14 protein-coding genes are annotated in these 14,131 nt (G+C 69.1%); 10 read left to right on the top strand and 4 right to left on the bottom strand.

Going from position 1 to position 14,131, the window contains the following annotated elements; all coding sequences use genetic code 11:
- Positions 1-51 precede the first annotated feature (51 nt).
- The 4 genes from D7I43_RS23565 (at position 52) to D7I43_RS23550 (ending at position 3,745) form a co-directional block, all read left to right on the top strand.
- On the top strand, positions 52-630 hold the full coding sequence (locus D7I43_RS23565) for a nucleotidyltransferase family protein (RefSeq protein ID WP_120330738.1): 579 nt from the start codon (positions 52-54) through the stop codon (positions 628-630).
- Positions 623-1,813 (top strand): XdhC family protein, encoded by a 1,191-nt coding sequence (locus D7I43_RS23560; RefSeq protein WP_120330737.1) that lies wholly within the window; start codon positions 623-625, stop codon positions 1,811-1,813. Before D7I43_RS23565 ends, D7I43_RS23560 begins: the two co-directional genes overlap by 8 nt.
- Before the next feature lie 188 nt (positions 1,814-2,001).
- Entirely contained in the window at positions 2,002-2,358 is a 357-nt protein-coding gene (locus D7I43_RS23555) for a YciI family protein (protein ID WP_120330736.1), read from the top strand.
- 130 nt (positions 2,359-2,488) lie between these two features.
- Entirely contained in the window at positions 2,489-3,745 is a 1,257-nt protein-coding gene (locus tag D7I43_RS23550; RefSeq protein ID WP_120330735.1) for an RNA polymerase sigma factor, read from the top strand.
- Here the strand turns inward: D7I43_RS23550 and D7I43_RS23545 are convergent.
- Both D7I43_RS23545 and D7I43_RS23540 read right to left on the bottom strand, forming a co-directional pair.
- Entirely contained in the window at positions 3,742-3,981 is a 240-nt protein-coding gene (locus D7I43_RS23545) for a helix-turn-helix domain-containing protein (RefSeq protein WP_120330842.1), read from the bottom strand. The two genes, D7I43_RS23550 and D7I43_RS23545, sit on opposite strands and share 4 nt — an antisense overlap.
- Complete coding sequence (locus D7I43_RS23540; protein ID WP_192902250.1) at positions 3,981-4,691, bottom strand: DUF2975 domain-containing protein; 711 nt, start codon at positions 4,689-4,691, stop codon at positions 3,981-3,983. Before D7I43_RS23540 ends, D7I43_RS23545 begins: the two co-directional genes overlap by 1 nt.
- Before the next feature lie 467 nt (positions 4,692-5,158).
- Between D7I43_RS23540 and D7I43_RS33255 the strand changes: the two genes are divergently transcribed.
- From D7I43_RS33255 to D7I43_RS23525, 4 genes are all read left to right on the top strand, one after another.
- On the top strand, positions 5,159-7,069 hold the full coding sequence (locus D7I43_RS33255) for a DUF4158 domain-containing protein (protein WP_204985265.1): 1,911 nt from the start codon (positions 5,159-5,161) through the stop codon (positions 7,067-7,069).
- A complete protein-coding gene (locus tag D7I43_RS33250) occupies positions 6,963-8,156 on the top strand; it encodes a Tn3 family transposase (protein WP_204985274.1) in 1,194 nt (397 codons plus the stop codon). The genes D7I43_RS33255 and D7I43_RS33250 overlap by 107 nt, the downstream gene beginning before the upstream one ends.
- 25 nt (positions 8,157-8,181) lie before the next feature.
- Positions 8,182-8,826, top strand: a complete 645-nt coding sequence (locus D7I43_RS23530; RefSeq protein ID WP_120330734.1) for a hypothetical protein — start codon at positions 8,182-8,184, stop codon at positions 8,824-8,826.
- A gap of 187 nt (positions 8,827-9,013) precedes the next feature.
- Positions 9,014-9,628, top strand: coding sequence for a recombinase family protein (locus D7I43_RS23525; protein ID WP_120330733.1), 615 nt, complete (start codon positions 9,014-9,016; stop codon positions 9,626-9,628).
- 105 nt (positions 9,629-9,733) lie between these two features.
- Here D7I43_RS23525 and D7I43_RS23520 read toward each other — a convergent pair whose 3' ends face one another.
- Both D7I43_RS23520 and D7I43_RS23515 read right to left on the bottom strand, forming a co-directional pair.
- A complete protein-coding gene (locus D7I43_RS23520) occupies positions 9,734-11,008 on the bottom strand; it encodes an MFS transporter (protein ID WP_120330732.1) in 1,275 nt (424 codons plus the stop codon).
- A 4-nt stretch (positions 11,009-11,012) separates the two neighbouring features.
- The gene (locus D7I43_RS23515; RefSeq protein WP_158610138.1) at positions 11,013-11,588 is read right to left on the bottom strand and encodes a winged helix-turn-helix domain-containing protein; all 576 of its coding nucleotides are present in this window, start codon (positions 11,586-11,588) and stop codon (positions 11,013-11,015) included.
- A gap of 373 nt (positions 11,589-11,961) precedes the next feature.
- Between D7I43_RS23515 and D7I43_RS23510 the strand changes: the two genes are divergently transcribed.
- Together D7I43_RS23510 and D7I43_RS23505 are read left to right on the top strand one after the other, a co-directional pair.
- On the top strand, positions 11,962-13,320 hold the full coding sequence (locus tag D7I43_RS23510; protein WP_120330730.1) for a radical SAM/SPASM domain-containing protein: 1,359 nt from the start codon (positions 11,962-11,964) through the stop codon (positions 13,318-13,320).
- Entirely contained in the window at positions 13,317-13,943 is a 627-nt protein-coding gene (locus tag D7I43_RS23505) for a flavoprotein (RefSeq protein WP_120330729.1), read from the top strand. Before D7I43_RS23510 ends, D7I43_RS23505 begins: the two co-directional genes overlap by 4 nt.
- The last annotated feature ends 188 nt before the right edge of the window (positions 13,944-14,131 follow it).

Genomic DNA, 14,131 nt, shown 5'->3' with positions numbered 1-14,131 from the left:
AAACGAGAAACGAGGAGCGAAGAACCGCGTTCCAGCCGATACGCTCCCCTCATGGCTACGGCTGGACTGCTGCTCGCGGCCGGCGCCGGGCGCCGGCTCGGCATGCCGAAGGCCCTCCTGCCCTACCGGGGGCGACTCCTCGTGGAACACGCCGCCGACGTCCTCACCACCGCGGGCTGCCGTCCCGTCGTCGTGGTGCTCGGCGCGGAGGCCGACCGGGTCCAGGCCCGGGCGCGGCTGCCCGAGGTGGTGGTGAACGGCGACTGGGCGACCGGGATGGGGTCGTCCCTGCGGGCCGGGCTGTCCGCGCTCACCGACGACACGGCCGAGGCCGCCGTCGTCACGCTCGTCGACATGCCCGGCCTGACCCCGGCCGCCGTACGCCGGGTGGCCGCCGACGCCACCGCCGACTGCCTCGCCCAGGCGACCTACCGCGACGGCCGCCGGGGCCATCCGGTGCTGCTGGGCCGTCTCCACTGGCCGGCGGTGGCGCACGCGGCCACCGGCGACCGGGGCGCCCGGGACTACCTGCGCGCCCGGGGCGACACGGTCCGCCTCGTGCCCTGCGCCGACGTGGCCGACGACACCGACATCGATCTTCCGGAACAGGCGGTGGGTCTGGATGCGTGACCACCTGGTCGACCTGCTGACGTGGTGGCAGGCGGGAGCACCGGTGGCGGTGGCCACGGTCACCGGCACCCGGGGCAGCTCGCCCCGTCCGGTGGGCACCGCGATGCTCGTCGGCCCCGGCGGCACCGTGGTCGGCAGCGTGTCCGGCGGGTGCGTCGAGGCGGCGGTGTACGCCGAGGCCGAGGAGGTCCTCGCCACCGGGCTGCCCCGCGCGCTCCGCTACGGCGCCGGCACGGAGACGGCGACCGGCGTGGGCCTGACCTGCGGCGGCGCGATCGACGTGTTCGTGGAGCGGATCGACCGCGACACCTTCCCCCGGTTGCCCGAGGTGGTCGCGGCCGTGCACGCGGGTGAGGCGGTGGCCGTGTCCACCTGCGTGGCCGGGCCGGCGGCGTGGCTGGGCCGCCGCGTGCTGGTCGGCCCCTGGGGCCGTCACGGCTCGCTCGGCCCGGCGTGGCTCGACGAGGCGGTGGCCCGGGACGCCCGTGAACTCCTGGCCGAGGCGCGGACCGAGGTCCGCCACCACACGGTGGACGGCGCGGAGATCGCCGTGCTGGTCGCCGCCTACCCGCCCCCACCCCGGATGATCGTGTTCGGGGCGACGGACCACGCGGCGGCCGTGGCCCGCGTCGGCGCACTCCTCGGCTACCGCGTCACCGTCTGCGACGCCCGACCGGCGTTCGCGACCCGTCGGCGCTTCCCCGACGCCCACGAGGTCGTCGTGGACTGGCCGCACCGCTACCTGGCCGCCGAGGCGCGCGCCGGCCGGGTGGACGGGCGCACCGTGCTGCTCGCCATGACCCACGACCCGAAGTTCGAGCTGCCGCTGCTGCGGGTGGCGCTCCCCCTGCCGGTGGCCTACCTGGGGGCGCTGGGCTCCCGGCGCGCGCACGCCGACCGGGTGGCGCAGCTACGGGCGGCCGGGGTCGGCGAGCAGGCGCTCGCGCGGCTGGCCGCTCCGGCCGGGCTCGACCTGGGCGCCGCCACGCCGGCGGAGACCGCCGTCAGCATCGCGGCCGAGGTGATCGCCGTGCGCAACGGTCGCCCGGGTGGCCGGCTCACCGACCGCACCGGCCGGATCCATCCCCCACGCCCGTCGAGCAGCCTCGACGGCCCTTCCGACGAGGACGCCGACCGCGTTGATGTTTGCCGGTCGACGGCGATGGCGCCCGGGGCGTCCTAGCTCGCCGCCGTCCTGCGAAGTCGGTCCTCCTGCGCCGGGGGCTGACCCGAAGCCCGGCGCTGCCTTGAAAGGATCTGCCGGGATGGTGTCGTATCGGGGCCCCGCCGTTCGTGGAACCAGTGTGCGGCGGCTGGCCGGGCCGCCGGTGGTCGGGAAGGGCCTCGTCCGGGGTCTGGGAGGAGACGAGCGTGACGGAGTACCTGATCAGCTTCAACGACGAGTGGGTGCCCCCGCACACGGCGGAGGAGATACGCGAGAAGGGCGTGGCCGGCCGGGCCGTGATCGAGGAGATGCGGGCCCACGGCGTCCTGGTCTTCAGCAACGGCGCGCTCGACCGGTCCACGGCCGTGTGCAGTGTCGAGTCGGTCGACGGCAAACCCGTCTTCACCGACGGCCCGTACGTGGAGACCAAGGAGCACCTCGGCGGCTTCGCCGTCGTGGACGTGCCCGACGACGAGACGGCGCGGTACTGGGCCGGCAGACTCGCGACCGCACTCGACTGGCCGCAGGAGGTGCACCGGTTCCCTGGTCCCGGGGAGAAGTGAGCGCCGTGCCCAGGCGCGCGCGGTCCGACCTCGACGTCGCCGTGCCGCCCGCGGGTTCGTCGGCGCGCGGCGGCCCCGTCGAGGTGCGCCCCCTCCCCACAGCGGAATCCGTCCGAGCGCCGCTGGTGTCGTGACCGTCCCCACCGTCGAGCAGGCGATCACCCGTGCCCACCACGAGGAGTGGGCGCGGCTGGTGGCCGGTCTCGCGCGCCGCTTCGGCGACCTCGACGTCGCCGAGGAAGCGACAGCCGATGCGTTTCTGACGGCTGCGGAGCGGTGGCCGCGCGAGGGCGTGCCACCCAACCCCGGCGGGTGGCTCGCCACGACCGCGAACCGCAAGGCGATCGATCGGCTCCGCCGCGAGTCGCAGCGCGACGCCCGGCACCGGGCGGCCCGCCTCGTGTACGACGACACCCCCGCCGAGCCGACCGGCCCGGTCGAGGACGACCGGCTCAGACTGGTCTTCACCTGCTGCCACCCCGCGCTCGCCCCGGAGGCCCGGGTGGCGCTCACCCTGCGCCTGCTCGGCGGCCTCACCGTCGCCGAGATCGCCCGCGCCTTCCTGGTGCAGGAGGCCACGATGGCGCGACGGATCACCCGCGCCAAGGCGAAGATCACCGCGGCACGCATCCCCTACCGCGTGCCCTCGGCCGACGACATCCCCGCGCGGCTCGCCGGCGTGCTCGCGGTCGTCTACCTCATCTTCAACGAGGGCTATCTCCCCGGCGAGGGGGACGAGCCGGTACGCGTCGACCTCACCGCCGAGGCGATCCGCCTCGGCCGTCTACTGCGCACTCTCCTCCCGGACAACGGCGAGGTCGCCGGCCTGCTCGCCCTGATGCTCCTCACCGACGCCCGGCGGCCGGCGCGCGTGTCCCGCACCGGGGAGTTGGTGACCCTCGCCGAGCAGGACCGCGGCGCATGGGACCGCACCCTCATCGCCGAGGGCAACGCCCTGCTCCGCGAGCGGATCGACGCGGTGCCGGCCGGCGGTGACCCACCCGGGCGCTACCAGCTGCAGGCCGCCATCAATTCGGTCCACACGGACGCGCCGTCCGTCCGGGACACCGACTGGTCGACGATCGCCGCCCTCTACGACCGGCTGGTGCTGGTCGACCCGTCGCCGATCGTGCGGCTCAACCGGGCGGTCGCGGTCGCCGAGGTCGACGGCCCCGGGGTCGGGCTCGCCGAGATCGACCGGCTCGCCGAGGTCCTCGACGGCTACCACGCCTTCCACGCCGCACGCGCCGACCTGCTGCGGCGGCTCGGGCGCGGCGGCGAGTCGCGGGCGGCGTACGACCGGGCCATCGGTCTCGCCGGTAACCCGGCGGAGCGCGCCTACCTCGCCCGCCGCGGCAGCGTTCAGCTATCGGCTGGTTCTAGCTAGCCCTCGCAGCTGTCGACCTCTAGGAGGTCGCCGGGCGCGCAGCATAGAGCGTCGCAGACGGCGGTGAGGGTGGAGAACCTGATGGCCCGGGCGCGACCGTTCTTCAGCACCGAGAGGTTCACCACGCTCACGCCCGCCTGCTCGGAGAGTTCGACCAAAGTCATGCCCCGAGCGGCGAGCACTCGGTCGAGGCGAACCACAATCCGGTGACCAGGCTCGTCGGACGCCCGCGCCATCACACCAGCCCGGCCACGTCGGCTCGCAGCCGTACGCCCTGCCGGAACACCTCGGCCAGCAACAGGACGATCGCACCGATTGCCAGTGGCATGAAGGAGAAGGTGAATGCGACGTCAACGATGCCGGCTGCGGCGGAGCGGGCGATGATGGCCTTGTGGGCGGCAAATCCGAGCAGCTGAACAGCGCTACCGCCGACCGCCACTACCAGGCCGATGCCGACTATCCGACGGGCGTTGGCGGAGGTGAACACCTCGCCGGTGGGCACCGTGCGGACGATTCGCCACAGCAGCCAGAGCACCAACAGCAACAGTGCCTGCGCGGCGAGTTCCGGCCCGACGAAGCCAACCCGGTCGGTCCACGTCGGCTCCAAGATCGAAAGCCCCATGGTCGGGGTGAACAACTCCACCGGCGGCAGCCCTGTGGCGGCATCCCGAGTGCCGTCCGAGGTGTCCTTCCACGCGAACAGCTCGTGGTACTCGTGCGCGGTCGCCTGCCACCGATCGCTGAACCCCTCGTCGGGCCGTACTGCAACGGACGACACCGGCTGCGGCGCTGGCATCGGAACCATCCCACGTCCTAATTCCAGACCCGACGGGCCAAGCACGGTCGGCCACACGCCGAACACCAACACGGCCGCAGCCGCCGCACCGAGCAGCCCGGTCAGCAGGCGCACGCTCACTCTCACGGTCGCACTCACCGACGCCTCCATATCGATTCTCGCTATGGATCCCAAGAGTGCATAACGAAAATCGATAAGTCAACGATGATGCCCTGATTCGACCAGTTGTAGTCCTGAGACAGCTTCCCAAGCGCGGGTCCGCAGCCACGCTGCATCAGATCCATTGCGCCGTATCAGATCTTCTGATCCATGGCATCGACTCTGCTGCGCCGCATCACCTTCGCTGAGCCAGGACATGACCGAAACCCGGACCCGCGCCCCCTGGCCTGCCCGGCCGCACATAACTGTGATTATGGTGTGCGTTGGTTATGTCGCGATTGTCCGGACTAATTATCGGATTATCGTTACTAGCAATCCGATAATTAGCGCGCGGCGCTGCGAAGAGGAGCGCGCGGCGGATCAGGGGCGTTGCTAACGAACGTGCGACCAGGGATCAAAAAGTTGATCAACGTGGGTGGGATGGTCCTGGGCTGATCTCGGCGGAATGATGTCGGTCTGTGTCGCGTCTTCCGGAGAACTTCGCCGACCTGGTCGAGCACTGGACGCTGCTGCCTGGGGAGACGAACCTGTTGGTGGGCAAGCATGACGGCCCGACGAAGCTGGCGTTCGCCTTGTTGCTGAAGTTCTACGGCCGGTTCGGCCGGTTCCCGCGCGCGCGGACGGAGCTGCGTGACGAGGTTGTGGAGTTCGTGGCGGCGCAGGTGAATGTGCCGCCGTCCGATCTGGGCTTCTACGCGTGGGACGGGCCCACGATCAAGCGGCACCGGGCGGAGATCCGCCGGTTTTTCGGCTTCCGGACGTTTACGGTTGCTGACTTCGACAAGCTGACCGACTGGCTGGCCGGGGACTTTGCGCAGCGGGTCCGCCGGCCGGAGCTGGTCCGCGAGCACTTCCTGGCCGAGTGCCGTACCCGGCAGCTGGAGCCGCCAACGCCAGGGCAGCTTGACCGCTTGGTGGCCAGCGCACTGGCCCAGGGCGGGGAGTCCGTCGCGGCCCGGGTCGCCGGCCGGCTCGACCCCGGCGTGCTGGGCCGGCTGCTCGGGCTGGTGCAGACCGGCGACGATCCGGACGGCGTCGATGGCAAGGTGGAGGATCCGAGTCTGCTGCGCTGGATCAAAACCGCGGCCGGGGACGTGAGCTTGAAGACGATGCTGGACGAGGTCGCCAAGCTGGAGGCGATCCGCGCGTTCGCGCTGCCGGAGGGTCTGTTCAACGACATCGCGGTGAAGGTGGTCGCGGAGTGGCGGCACCTGGCGTTGATCGAGTCACCGAGCCACGTGCGCCGGCGCTCGGTGCCGGTACAGGCGGCGATGCTGGCCGCGCTGCTGGTGGCCCGGCAGCAGGAGATCACCGATCAGCTGGCGCAGCTGCTGATCTCGACGGTGCACCGGATCGGGCTGCGCGCGGAGAAGAAGGTGTTCCGGCAACTGGCCGCGGAGTTCACCCGGGTGGGCGGCAAGGAGAACCTGCTGCTGAAGGTCGCCGACGCCGCGCTGCGTCGCCCGGACGAGACCGTGCGGCAGGTGGTGTTCCCGCTGGTCGGCTCGGATAACCTGCGCAACCTGGCGGCCGAGTTTAGGTCCGGGCGCACGGCGATCCAGACGAAGGTGCAGGCCACCTACCGGGAGTCCTACACCCGCCACTACCGGCAGGGCCTGATCCGGCTGCTGGATGTGCTTGAGTTCCGGTGCGAGAACTCGCACCAGCCGGTGCTGGACGCGGTCAAGCTGGTGTGCCGTTACGCCGACGACGCCCAGTTCACCTACTACCCAGAGGGGGAGGTGGTGCCGCGACACCGCGGTCTGGCCGGGGACTGGGAGTCGCTGGTCTACCGCACCGCCCGCGGCGGATCCAAGCGGGTAGTGCGGGCGATCTACGAGCTGCGCACCCTGGAAGCCTTGTGTGACCAGCTGCGCTGCAAGGGCATCTGGGTGGCCGGCGCTGCGGAGTTCCGCAACCCGGAGGAGGACCTGCAGCCGGACTTCGCCGAGCGCCGCCGTGAGCACTACGCCGCACTCGCCAAACCCCTCGATGCGACCGAGTTCATCGAGCAGGTCCGCGCTGAGCACGAGGGTGAGCTGGCCGCCCTGCAGGACGCCCTGCCCGGGTTGGGCTTCCTGGAAATCGTCGCGCGGGGCAGGGACGGGGCGATCCGGCTGACCCCCCCTCGAAGCGGTGGCCGAGCCGCGGAACCTGGGACGGCTCAAGCAGACGATCGTGCAGCGGTGGGGCGTGGTGCCGCTGATCGACGCGCTGAAGGAGGCGGTGCTGCGCTCGAACTGCCTGGCCACCATCGCGGCGATGACCGGGAGGGAGGACGTCGCGGACGCTTTCCTGGAGAAGCTGCTGCTGTGCGTGCACGGGTACGGCACAAACACCGGCATCCGGGCCGTGGCGGCCGCCGGTAGCCACCGGGAGCACGAGCTGTACTACCTGGTCCGCCGCTACCTCACCCCAGAACTGGTCCGCGCGCTGGCGGTGGACATCGCCAACGCCACCTTCGCGGTCCGGCAGCGGGCGTTGTGGGGCGGCGGGTCGACCGCGGTGGCCTCGGACTCGACCCACTTCGGTGCGTGGGACCAGAACCTGTTCACCGAGTGGCATTCGCGCTACCGCGGCCGTGGTGTGCTGATCTACTGGCACGTCGAGCGCAAGAGCATGGTCATACATTCCCAGTTGCTCAACTGCACCGCATCCGAGGTCGCTGCAATGGTCGACGGGGCGATGCACCACGGCACCGAGATGGACGTGGCCGCCAACTACGTCGACACTCACGGCCAGTCGGTGATCGGCTTCGGGTTGACCCGGCTGCTGGGCTTCGATCTGCTGCCGCGGATCAAGCGGATCAACCACCTGCGGCTGTACCCGGCCGGATCGGGCTGGCGCGACGCGTACCCCGGGCTGGCGCCGGCGATGGTGAACCGGGCGATCGACTGGGACCTGATCGCCGACGAGTACGACCACATGATCAAGTACGCGATCTCGATCAAGAACAAGACCGCGTCGACCGCGGCGATCCTGCGCCGCTTCCACCGCGCGAACCTGATGCACCCCACCTACCAGGCGATGCAAGAGTTGGGCCGGGCTCAGCGCACGATCTTCGCGTGCCGGTACCTGCGCGACCGGGACTTGCAGCGGGAGATCAACTCGGGGTTGAACGTGGTCGAGTCGTGGAACTACGGCAACAGCGTGATCTTCTTCGGCAAGGGCGGGGACATCCCCGGCAACCGCCGCGACCAGCAGGAACTGTCCGTGCTGTGTCTGCGTGTGCTGCAAGCGTCGATCGGCTACCTGAACACCCTGATGATCCAGGACGTGATCGTCGACGGCGCCGTGACGCTGACCGCCGAGGACGAGCGCGGCCTGAACCCGCTGTTCTGGTCGAACATCGCCCCGTACGGCGAGGTGAAACTCGACCTCGGCCGGCGCATCACCCTGACCGCCGACACCCGCCCGGCCACCCCGGCCGGAGACGACACCGGCCCCGTCCGCTGAGCCTTGCTGTGAGGAGACACCGACGATGCCGAAGGCCCTGCCCATGACCCACACCGAGGACCTCCACCAGCGGGCCAGCGTCATCCTCGGCGCCGCGCTCGAGCACGCCGCTACCGCGGTCGCCGTTGGCGACTTCACCCGGGCCGCCACTGCGGCGCAGCAACTCGCGCAGTACGCCGGGCACGTCCAGACCGCCGTGGTCCGCGACGCACTCGCCGCCGGCGCGGACTGGTGGCAGTTCGGCGAGTTCCTCGGGCTGCACCCACAGGCCGCCTACGAGCAGTACTGCGGGGTCGCCGAAGGCCTGCACCCACCCGCGCAGCAGCAGCCCCGGCTCGCCGTGGTCTGCACCGCCGGCCTGGTTGCCGAGCACGACCAGGACGACGAACACGGCATCGACCTCGACGACCTCGGCGACGACCACAGCCTCACCCAGGACCCGACCGTGATGCGGCTGCGCCAGGCCGCCGACCTGCTCGACGAGGACGTGTGGATTACGGTCCGGCTGCCCGGCGACTACGAAGGCGCCGACGACCTCGACGAAGGTACAGCTGTCCGGCGCTGGACCACCGTCGTTACCCACCCCGATGAGCTGGGCTGGCTCCGCGAAGCCCTGCAACTGCTCGCGGGCACGGGCCGCGAAGACATCGACGACCTCGAACCGCTGTGACCGCTACCGGGGGGTAACGGGCTGTTCCACTTCCTTGGAAGTGGAACAACGTCTTCCGGCGGACAGCGATCGCCCGTCCGCCGGAGGTCACAGGGCATGTAATCGATCTTGAGCTTGTTCCGGAAGTCGTTCCACAAAGGGTGTTCCGAAATAGCCGTACGGTGATGATTTCCGGTACGGTTCCGGTATGGCCACCGGCGACGTGCACCCGCCGCGCGGGCTCGACCTCGGCTATGCCCGGGTGTCGACCACCAAGCAGAGCCTCGAACGCCAGCTCGACGCCCTGGCCGCCGTCGGCATCGGTGACGAGCGGATCTTTACCGACAAGAAGAGCGGTGCCACCGTCGAGCGCGACGGCCTGACCGCGCTGCTGAAGTACGCGCGTCCCGGCGACATGATCGTCGTGCACACCCTCGACCGGCTCGGCCGCAACTTGCGCGAGGTCCTCAACCTCGTCCACGACCTCGCCGAGCGCGACATCGGCGTGCGGTCCCTCGCGGATCCGCTGCCGATCAACACCGCCGACGAAGGCATGGGCCGCATCGCGTTCCTGCTGCTGGCCCTGTTCGCCGAGATGGAACGCACCTTCACCGCCGAACGCGCCGCCAACGCCCGCGCCATCGCCGAAGCCAACGGCCGGCACGTCGGCCGGCCGGTCGCCCACCCGCCCGAGAAGATCGAGTACGCGCGGCTGCTCAAGGCCCAGGGCCACAGCCTCGGCACGATCGCCGGCAAGACCGGCATCCCGAAGACCTCACTGCACCGCTACCTCATCGAAACGCCCGTCGCCGGTCAGCCGTGAGCAGGCTTGACCAGGACACCCCGAAGCCGTCGGAGACGACGTTCTCTGCCGCCTTCCCCGGGCGCTGGACCTCCTACCATGATCGCGATCGTTGCACCGGCGGGCCTAACTGGACGGCCGAAGCTGGATGCGGCGTACGTATGTACTGGCCGTGCAGGCAATGGCGCCGATTAGGGTCAGCGTCGCGGCGAACAGGAAAGCGGTTCGTAGGCCGGCCTGCTCGGTGATCAGCGCTGCAGCGGCAATCGACAGGGGGGCCACGCCGACGGTGGCAAGGCCGAACAGGCTCATGAGTCGGCCCAGGAGGTTTTCGGGGGTCGTGGTTTGGATGATGGGTACGACTATTCCGGCGACGACGCCGCCGACGACGCCGACGGCGAACGACAGGCTCAGGGTGAGGTAGAGGCTGTGGGCATCGGCGAACAGCGCCATGACGGCGCTGCCGGTGAGCGCCGCACCGGCGACGATCAATCCGGGCCGGGGGGCGCGGGAGACGATGATCAGCACCAGGGCGGCGGCTGCGGCACCTGCGCCGAAGACCGCAACGAGCCATCCCAGGCCTTGGGCTCCCCATCCGCGGTCTACGGCGAGAGCGGGGAAGGCTGTGTTGATGACGCCGTTGACGGCGAACTCGAGAAGAGCGACCAGCAGGAGGAGGTTGCGGGCCACGGGGTCGGCGACGGCGTAGTGCAATCCGTCGGTCACCTGCCGCAGGATGCTCTCCGGCACCTGATGTGGAGACGTTTCGCTGCGGACGCGCAGGACGGCCAGGGCTGCGGCCGACAGGACGAAGGTCGCAGCGTTGGCGACGAAGGACAGCGACGGGCCGCCCATGGCGAGCAGGAGACCGCCCAGGGGGGCTCCGAACAGCACGGCCATCCGTGTGCCGAGGGCGCGGATGTTCTGCACGCGCACGAGCTGCTGCTGCGGTACGACGCGGGGCGCCAGCGATCCGGTCGCGGGGTAGAACAGCGCGTCGATGATGCCGAAGCTGACCGCCAGCGCCAGCAGTAGTGCAATCGAATGGGGAGCAGCAGCAGCGATAGCGGCGGCCGCGATCATCAGCAGAGCTCGCAGGATGTCGCTGGTGAGAGCTACGCGGCGGGGGCCAAGTTTGTCGACGATGGCGCCGCCGAAAAGCATCAGCAGCGCCCGAGGCAGGGCGCCGGCGGCGAGGACGAGGCCAACGCCTTTCGGTCCTGCCGCTTGCACAGCGGTCCAGGCGATGGCGAGGAAGAAGATCTGGTCGCCGATGAGAGAGACGGGCTCGGCGGTCAGCCACAGCGACAGCCTCCACAGCGGCTGTGGCACAACAGTGGCGTCGGCCGCCGTGGGAGCTGCGGACGAGGCGGTGGTATCGCGGGAATCGGTGTCAGTCATGGCGTCATTTCATGGGGAAGGCATGGATGAACACGAACATGCTGCGGCTGGGGTCTCCTGACCGTTCGGCGATCGGCGGCTGCCGATCACGGAATCGCAGCAGTGTCTGGGTCAGTTCCTCGCGTAGGAGGTCGACCTCGGCGCGAGTGAGGTCCAGGACCATGTCGGCACCGAAGGCTGCCGACCGGAACCCGTCGCTCGGGTTGGGGCCGGAGTTGAAGAACTCCTGCAGTTGCTCGAGGTGGATGCCGGCTTGAGCACGGTGCAGGACCTCAAGGTCACTGACAGTGTTGTCGCCGAGATCGTCCGGGGTGAAGGAAAGCCCCCGGGCCGACTGCTTCCAGTAACGCTCGCGGCCGCGGCTCGGCGCTTCAAGATCTTCTTCGAGGACGCCTAGTTCGGCCATCCTCGACAGGTGGTAGAAGGCCAGCTGGGCGGTCGTTCCCACGTCCTTGGCCAGCACGGTTGCGGTCGCGGAGCCATGTCTGGCCAGCGCGTAGTACAGGCGTAAGCGCAGGGGATGGGAGAAGGACTTCAAGACCTCCACCTGATCCACGCGTCGGGGTTGCAGCTCGTCCACGACGTGGACGATACGTGAAGTCAGCGCATGATTCAAGGTTTCTTGAATAACCCTCCGAAGTGTCAAGTTTCATTCAGTTTTCCTTTTACAAGAAAGCATGACTCATGAAAAAGACGGAGGTTAGCTTCATTGCGCGGCCTGAAAAGGTCGAACATCGTCGATGGAAACCAGAGGGGAGGTGCCTTCCATGTACGACGACGCACTCGTCACCACCACCGCCGGTGGCCCGGCTGACCGTTCGGTGAACGTCTTCTGCTGAGCCAGGCGCCAGCGGGAGCATGCACGTCCACACGGATCGGGCGCTGTTTTCAAACGGCGCCCGCTCCGCTGTAAACGAAGGCTCTGCGCAGGATGGACGGGGGGCCCCAGCACCGTGGAGAAGGTAAGTCGCTACAAAGTCATCAGCCGAAACACCTACCTCGCGTCCAACGGGGACGCGGTGCGTCTGGTCTACGCGACCCGCGTCAGCAAGGTACTTCCGGTCAAGCAGGCTGTGGCCGACGATCTCGAAGCAGGCCGGGTACCCGCGCTGGGCGAGCAGCAACTCGACGTCCTGCGGCGCTACCAGCTCCTGGTACCCGCAGCCGAGGACGAACTCGAGGCCGTGACGCAACGCTTCACGAACAACGCCGATGATCCGGGGCGACGCCACATCGCGCTCTTCCCGACCGCCTACTGCAACATGGGCTGCACCTACTGCGGCCAGACACACCGGCGCACCTCACTGCGCGGCAACCACCGAGAGGCCGTCCGCCGGCGGGTCCTGGCAATGCTGAAGCACCCGCAGACAACCTCGATGCGCCTGGACTGGTTCGGCGGCGAACCACTGATGGGCTTCGCCGCCATCCGCGACCTCTCGCAGTCCTTCGTCCCCGTCGTGGAGCAACGCGAGCTCGACTGGAGCTCCGTGATCATCACCAACGGTGCACTGCTCGACATCCGCAAGATCAGGGCCTTGGCGCAGGAGTGCAAGGTCACGCACGCGGAGATCACCATCGACGGACCGCCTGAAATGCATGACCGGCACCGGCCGCTGAAGAGCGGCGGAGCATCCTTCTGGCGTATCATCGACGCGATCAAGCAGGCCCTCGACGACGAGTCGACAGCCGGACTGACGTTCGGTATCCGTTCCAACGTCGATGTCCACAACGAAGACGCCATCACCGATCTCCTGGAACTACTCGCCAGCCACGGCTTTGCTCACCCCCGTGTGCGCTTCGGCATCAAACCCGTGCACTCCTGGGGCAACGACGTCAGCGCCATCGAACTCGGCAAGCGTCACTTCGCCGAGCGAGAGGCGCAGTGGCTGATACTCATGCGCCAACTCGGCCTGAACTTCGAGATCCTGCCCGCCTCCCCCGCCCCCGTGGTCTGCCCCGCAGTCACCCGCTCCGACGAGCTGATCGCACCGGACGGGAACATCTTCTCCTGCAGCGAACAGCCCTTGGTCGACCACCTGTCCCACACCGCCGTCGGGGATGTGACCTCACCCTGGGCGCAAGGAGCAGATCTCCGGCCCGAAGGCGCCTACGACGATTGGATGCAGGAGGTCGCAGGCGGGCAACGAGCCTGCTCCTCCTGCGAGTTCTACCCCACCTGCGGCGGCGCCTGCCCAAAACTGTGGCGCGACGGCTACGGTCCCTGCCCCAGCTTCAAGTTCAACACCCAGGAGCGGCTCGACCTCGTCGCCGAGCTCAACGGCTTCGCCATTCCCACAGGAGCCGTCCGATGACCGGCCGACCCGCGCAGACCTCCCCGGCCGGCGACCAGCCGGGACCCGCCGCGCGAGTCCTGGTCGGGGCCTGCGGCGCGGCATCAGTGGTCATGCTGCCCAACTACCTGGCCACCATGCGCGCCAAGCTGGGCTGCCACGTCACCGTGCTACTCACCGCATCAGCCGCCCGGTTCATTCCCCCGCGCACCGCGGGACTGTTCGCCGACGAGGTCCTGGACTCCACCGATCCCGAGGTTGCCTTCCGAAGCAATCACGTCAAGGTGGCTTCCAGCCACGACCTGATCCTGGTGCTCCCCGCCACCGCGAACCTCCTGGCCGACGTGGTGCACGGACACGCACCCACCCTGCTCACCGCAACCATCCTCGCCGCCCACACCCCCGTACTGCTGGTCCCCGCGATGAACCGCGTCATGTGGTCGAAGCCCGCCGTAACACGCAACCTCGCACAGTGCCGCGCCGACGGGCTCGAAGTCATCGAGCCCGAATGGGGAGAGGGCTTCGAAGTGTCCAGCAAACGCATGGTCCAGAACCCCGCCATGCCGTCCTTCACCGACATTGCCGACATCATCGGCGAACGACTCGAGAAAGCCCGCATCGACCAGGCACCTACCTCCGCCTGACGGATACAGCGTGCCCTGAGCCAAGGAGCCCAAGATGAGAAACGCCCGCAACATCCTGGTGGGTTGCGTCCACGGAAGTGGTGTACGACTTGCCCGTGATGGGCGTGTTGGGTAGATAGGAGACGGCCACCGCGCGATCCTTCGAGACGGCTAAGCCCAGTGAAGGAGAGTGATGCGCGATGGCCGCA

The sequence above is a fragment of the Micromonospora globbae genome (assembly GCF_003610785.1).
GTDB lineage: Bacteria > Actinomycetota > Actinomycetes > Mycobacteriales > Micromonosporaceae > Micromonospora > Micromonospora globbae.
Note: the sequence above shows the minus strand (reverse complement) of the source record. Positions and strands in the feature narration are given on the sequence as shown.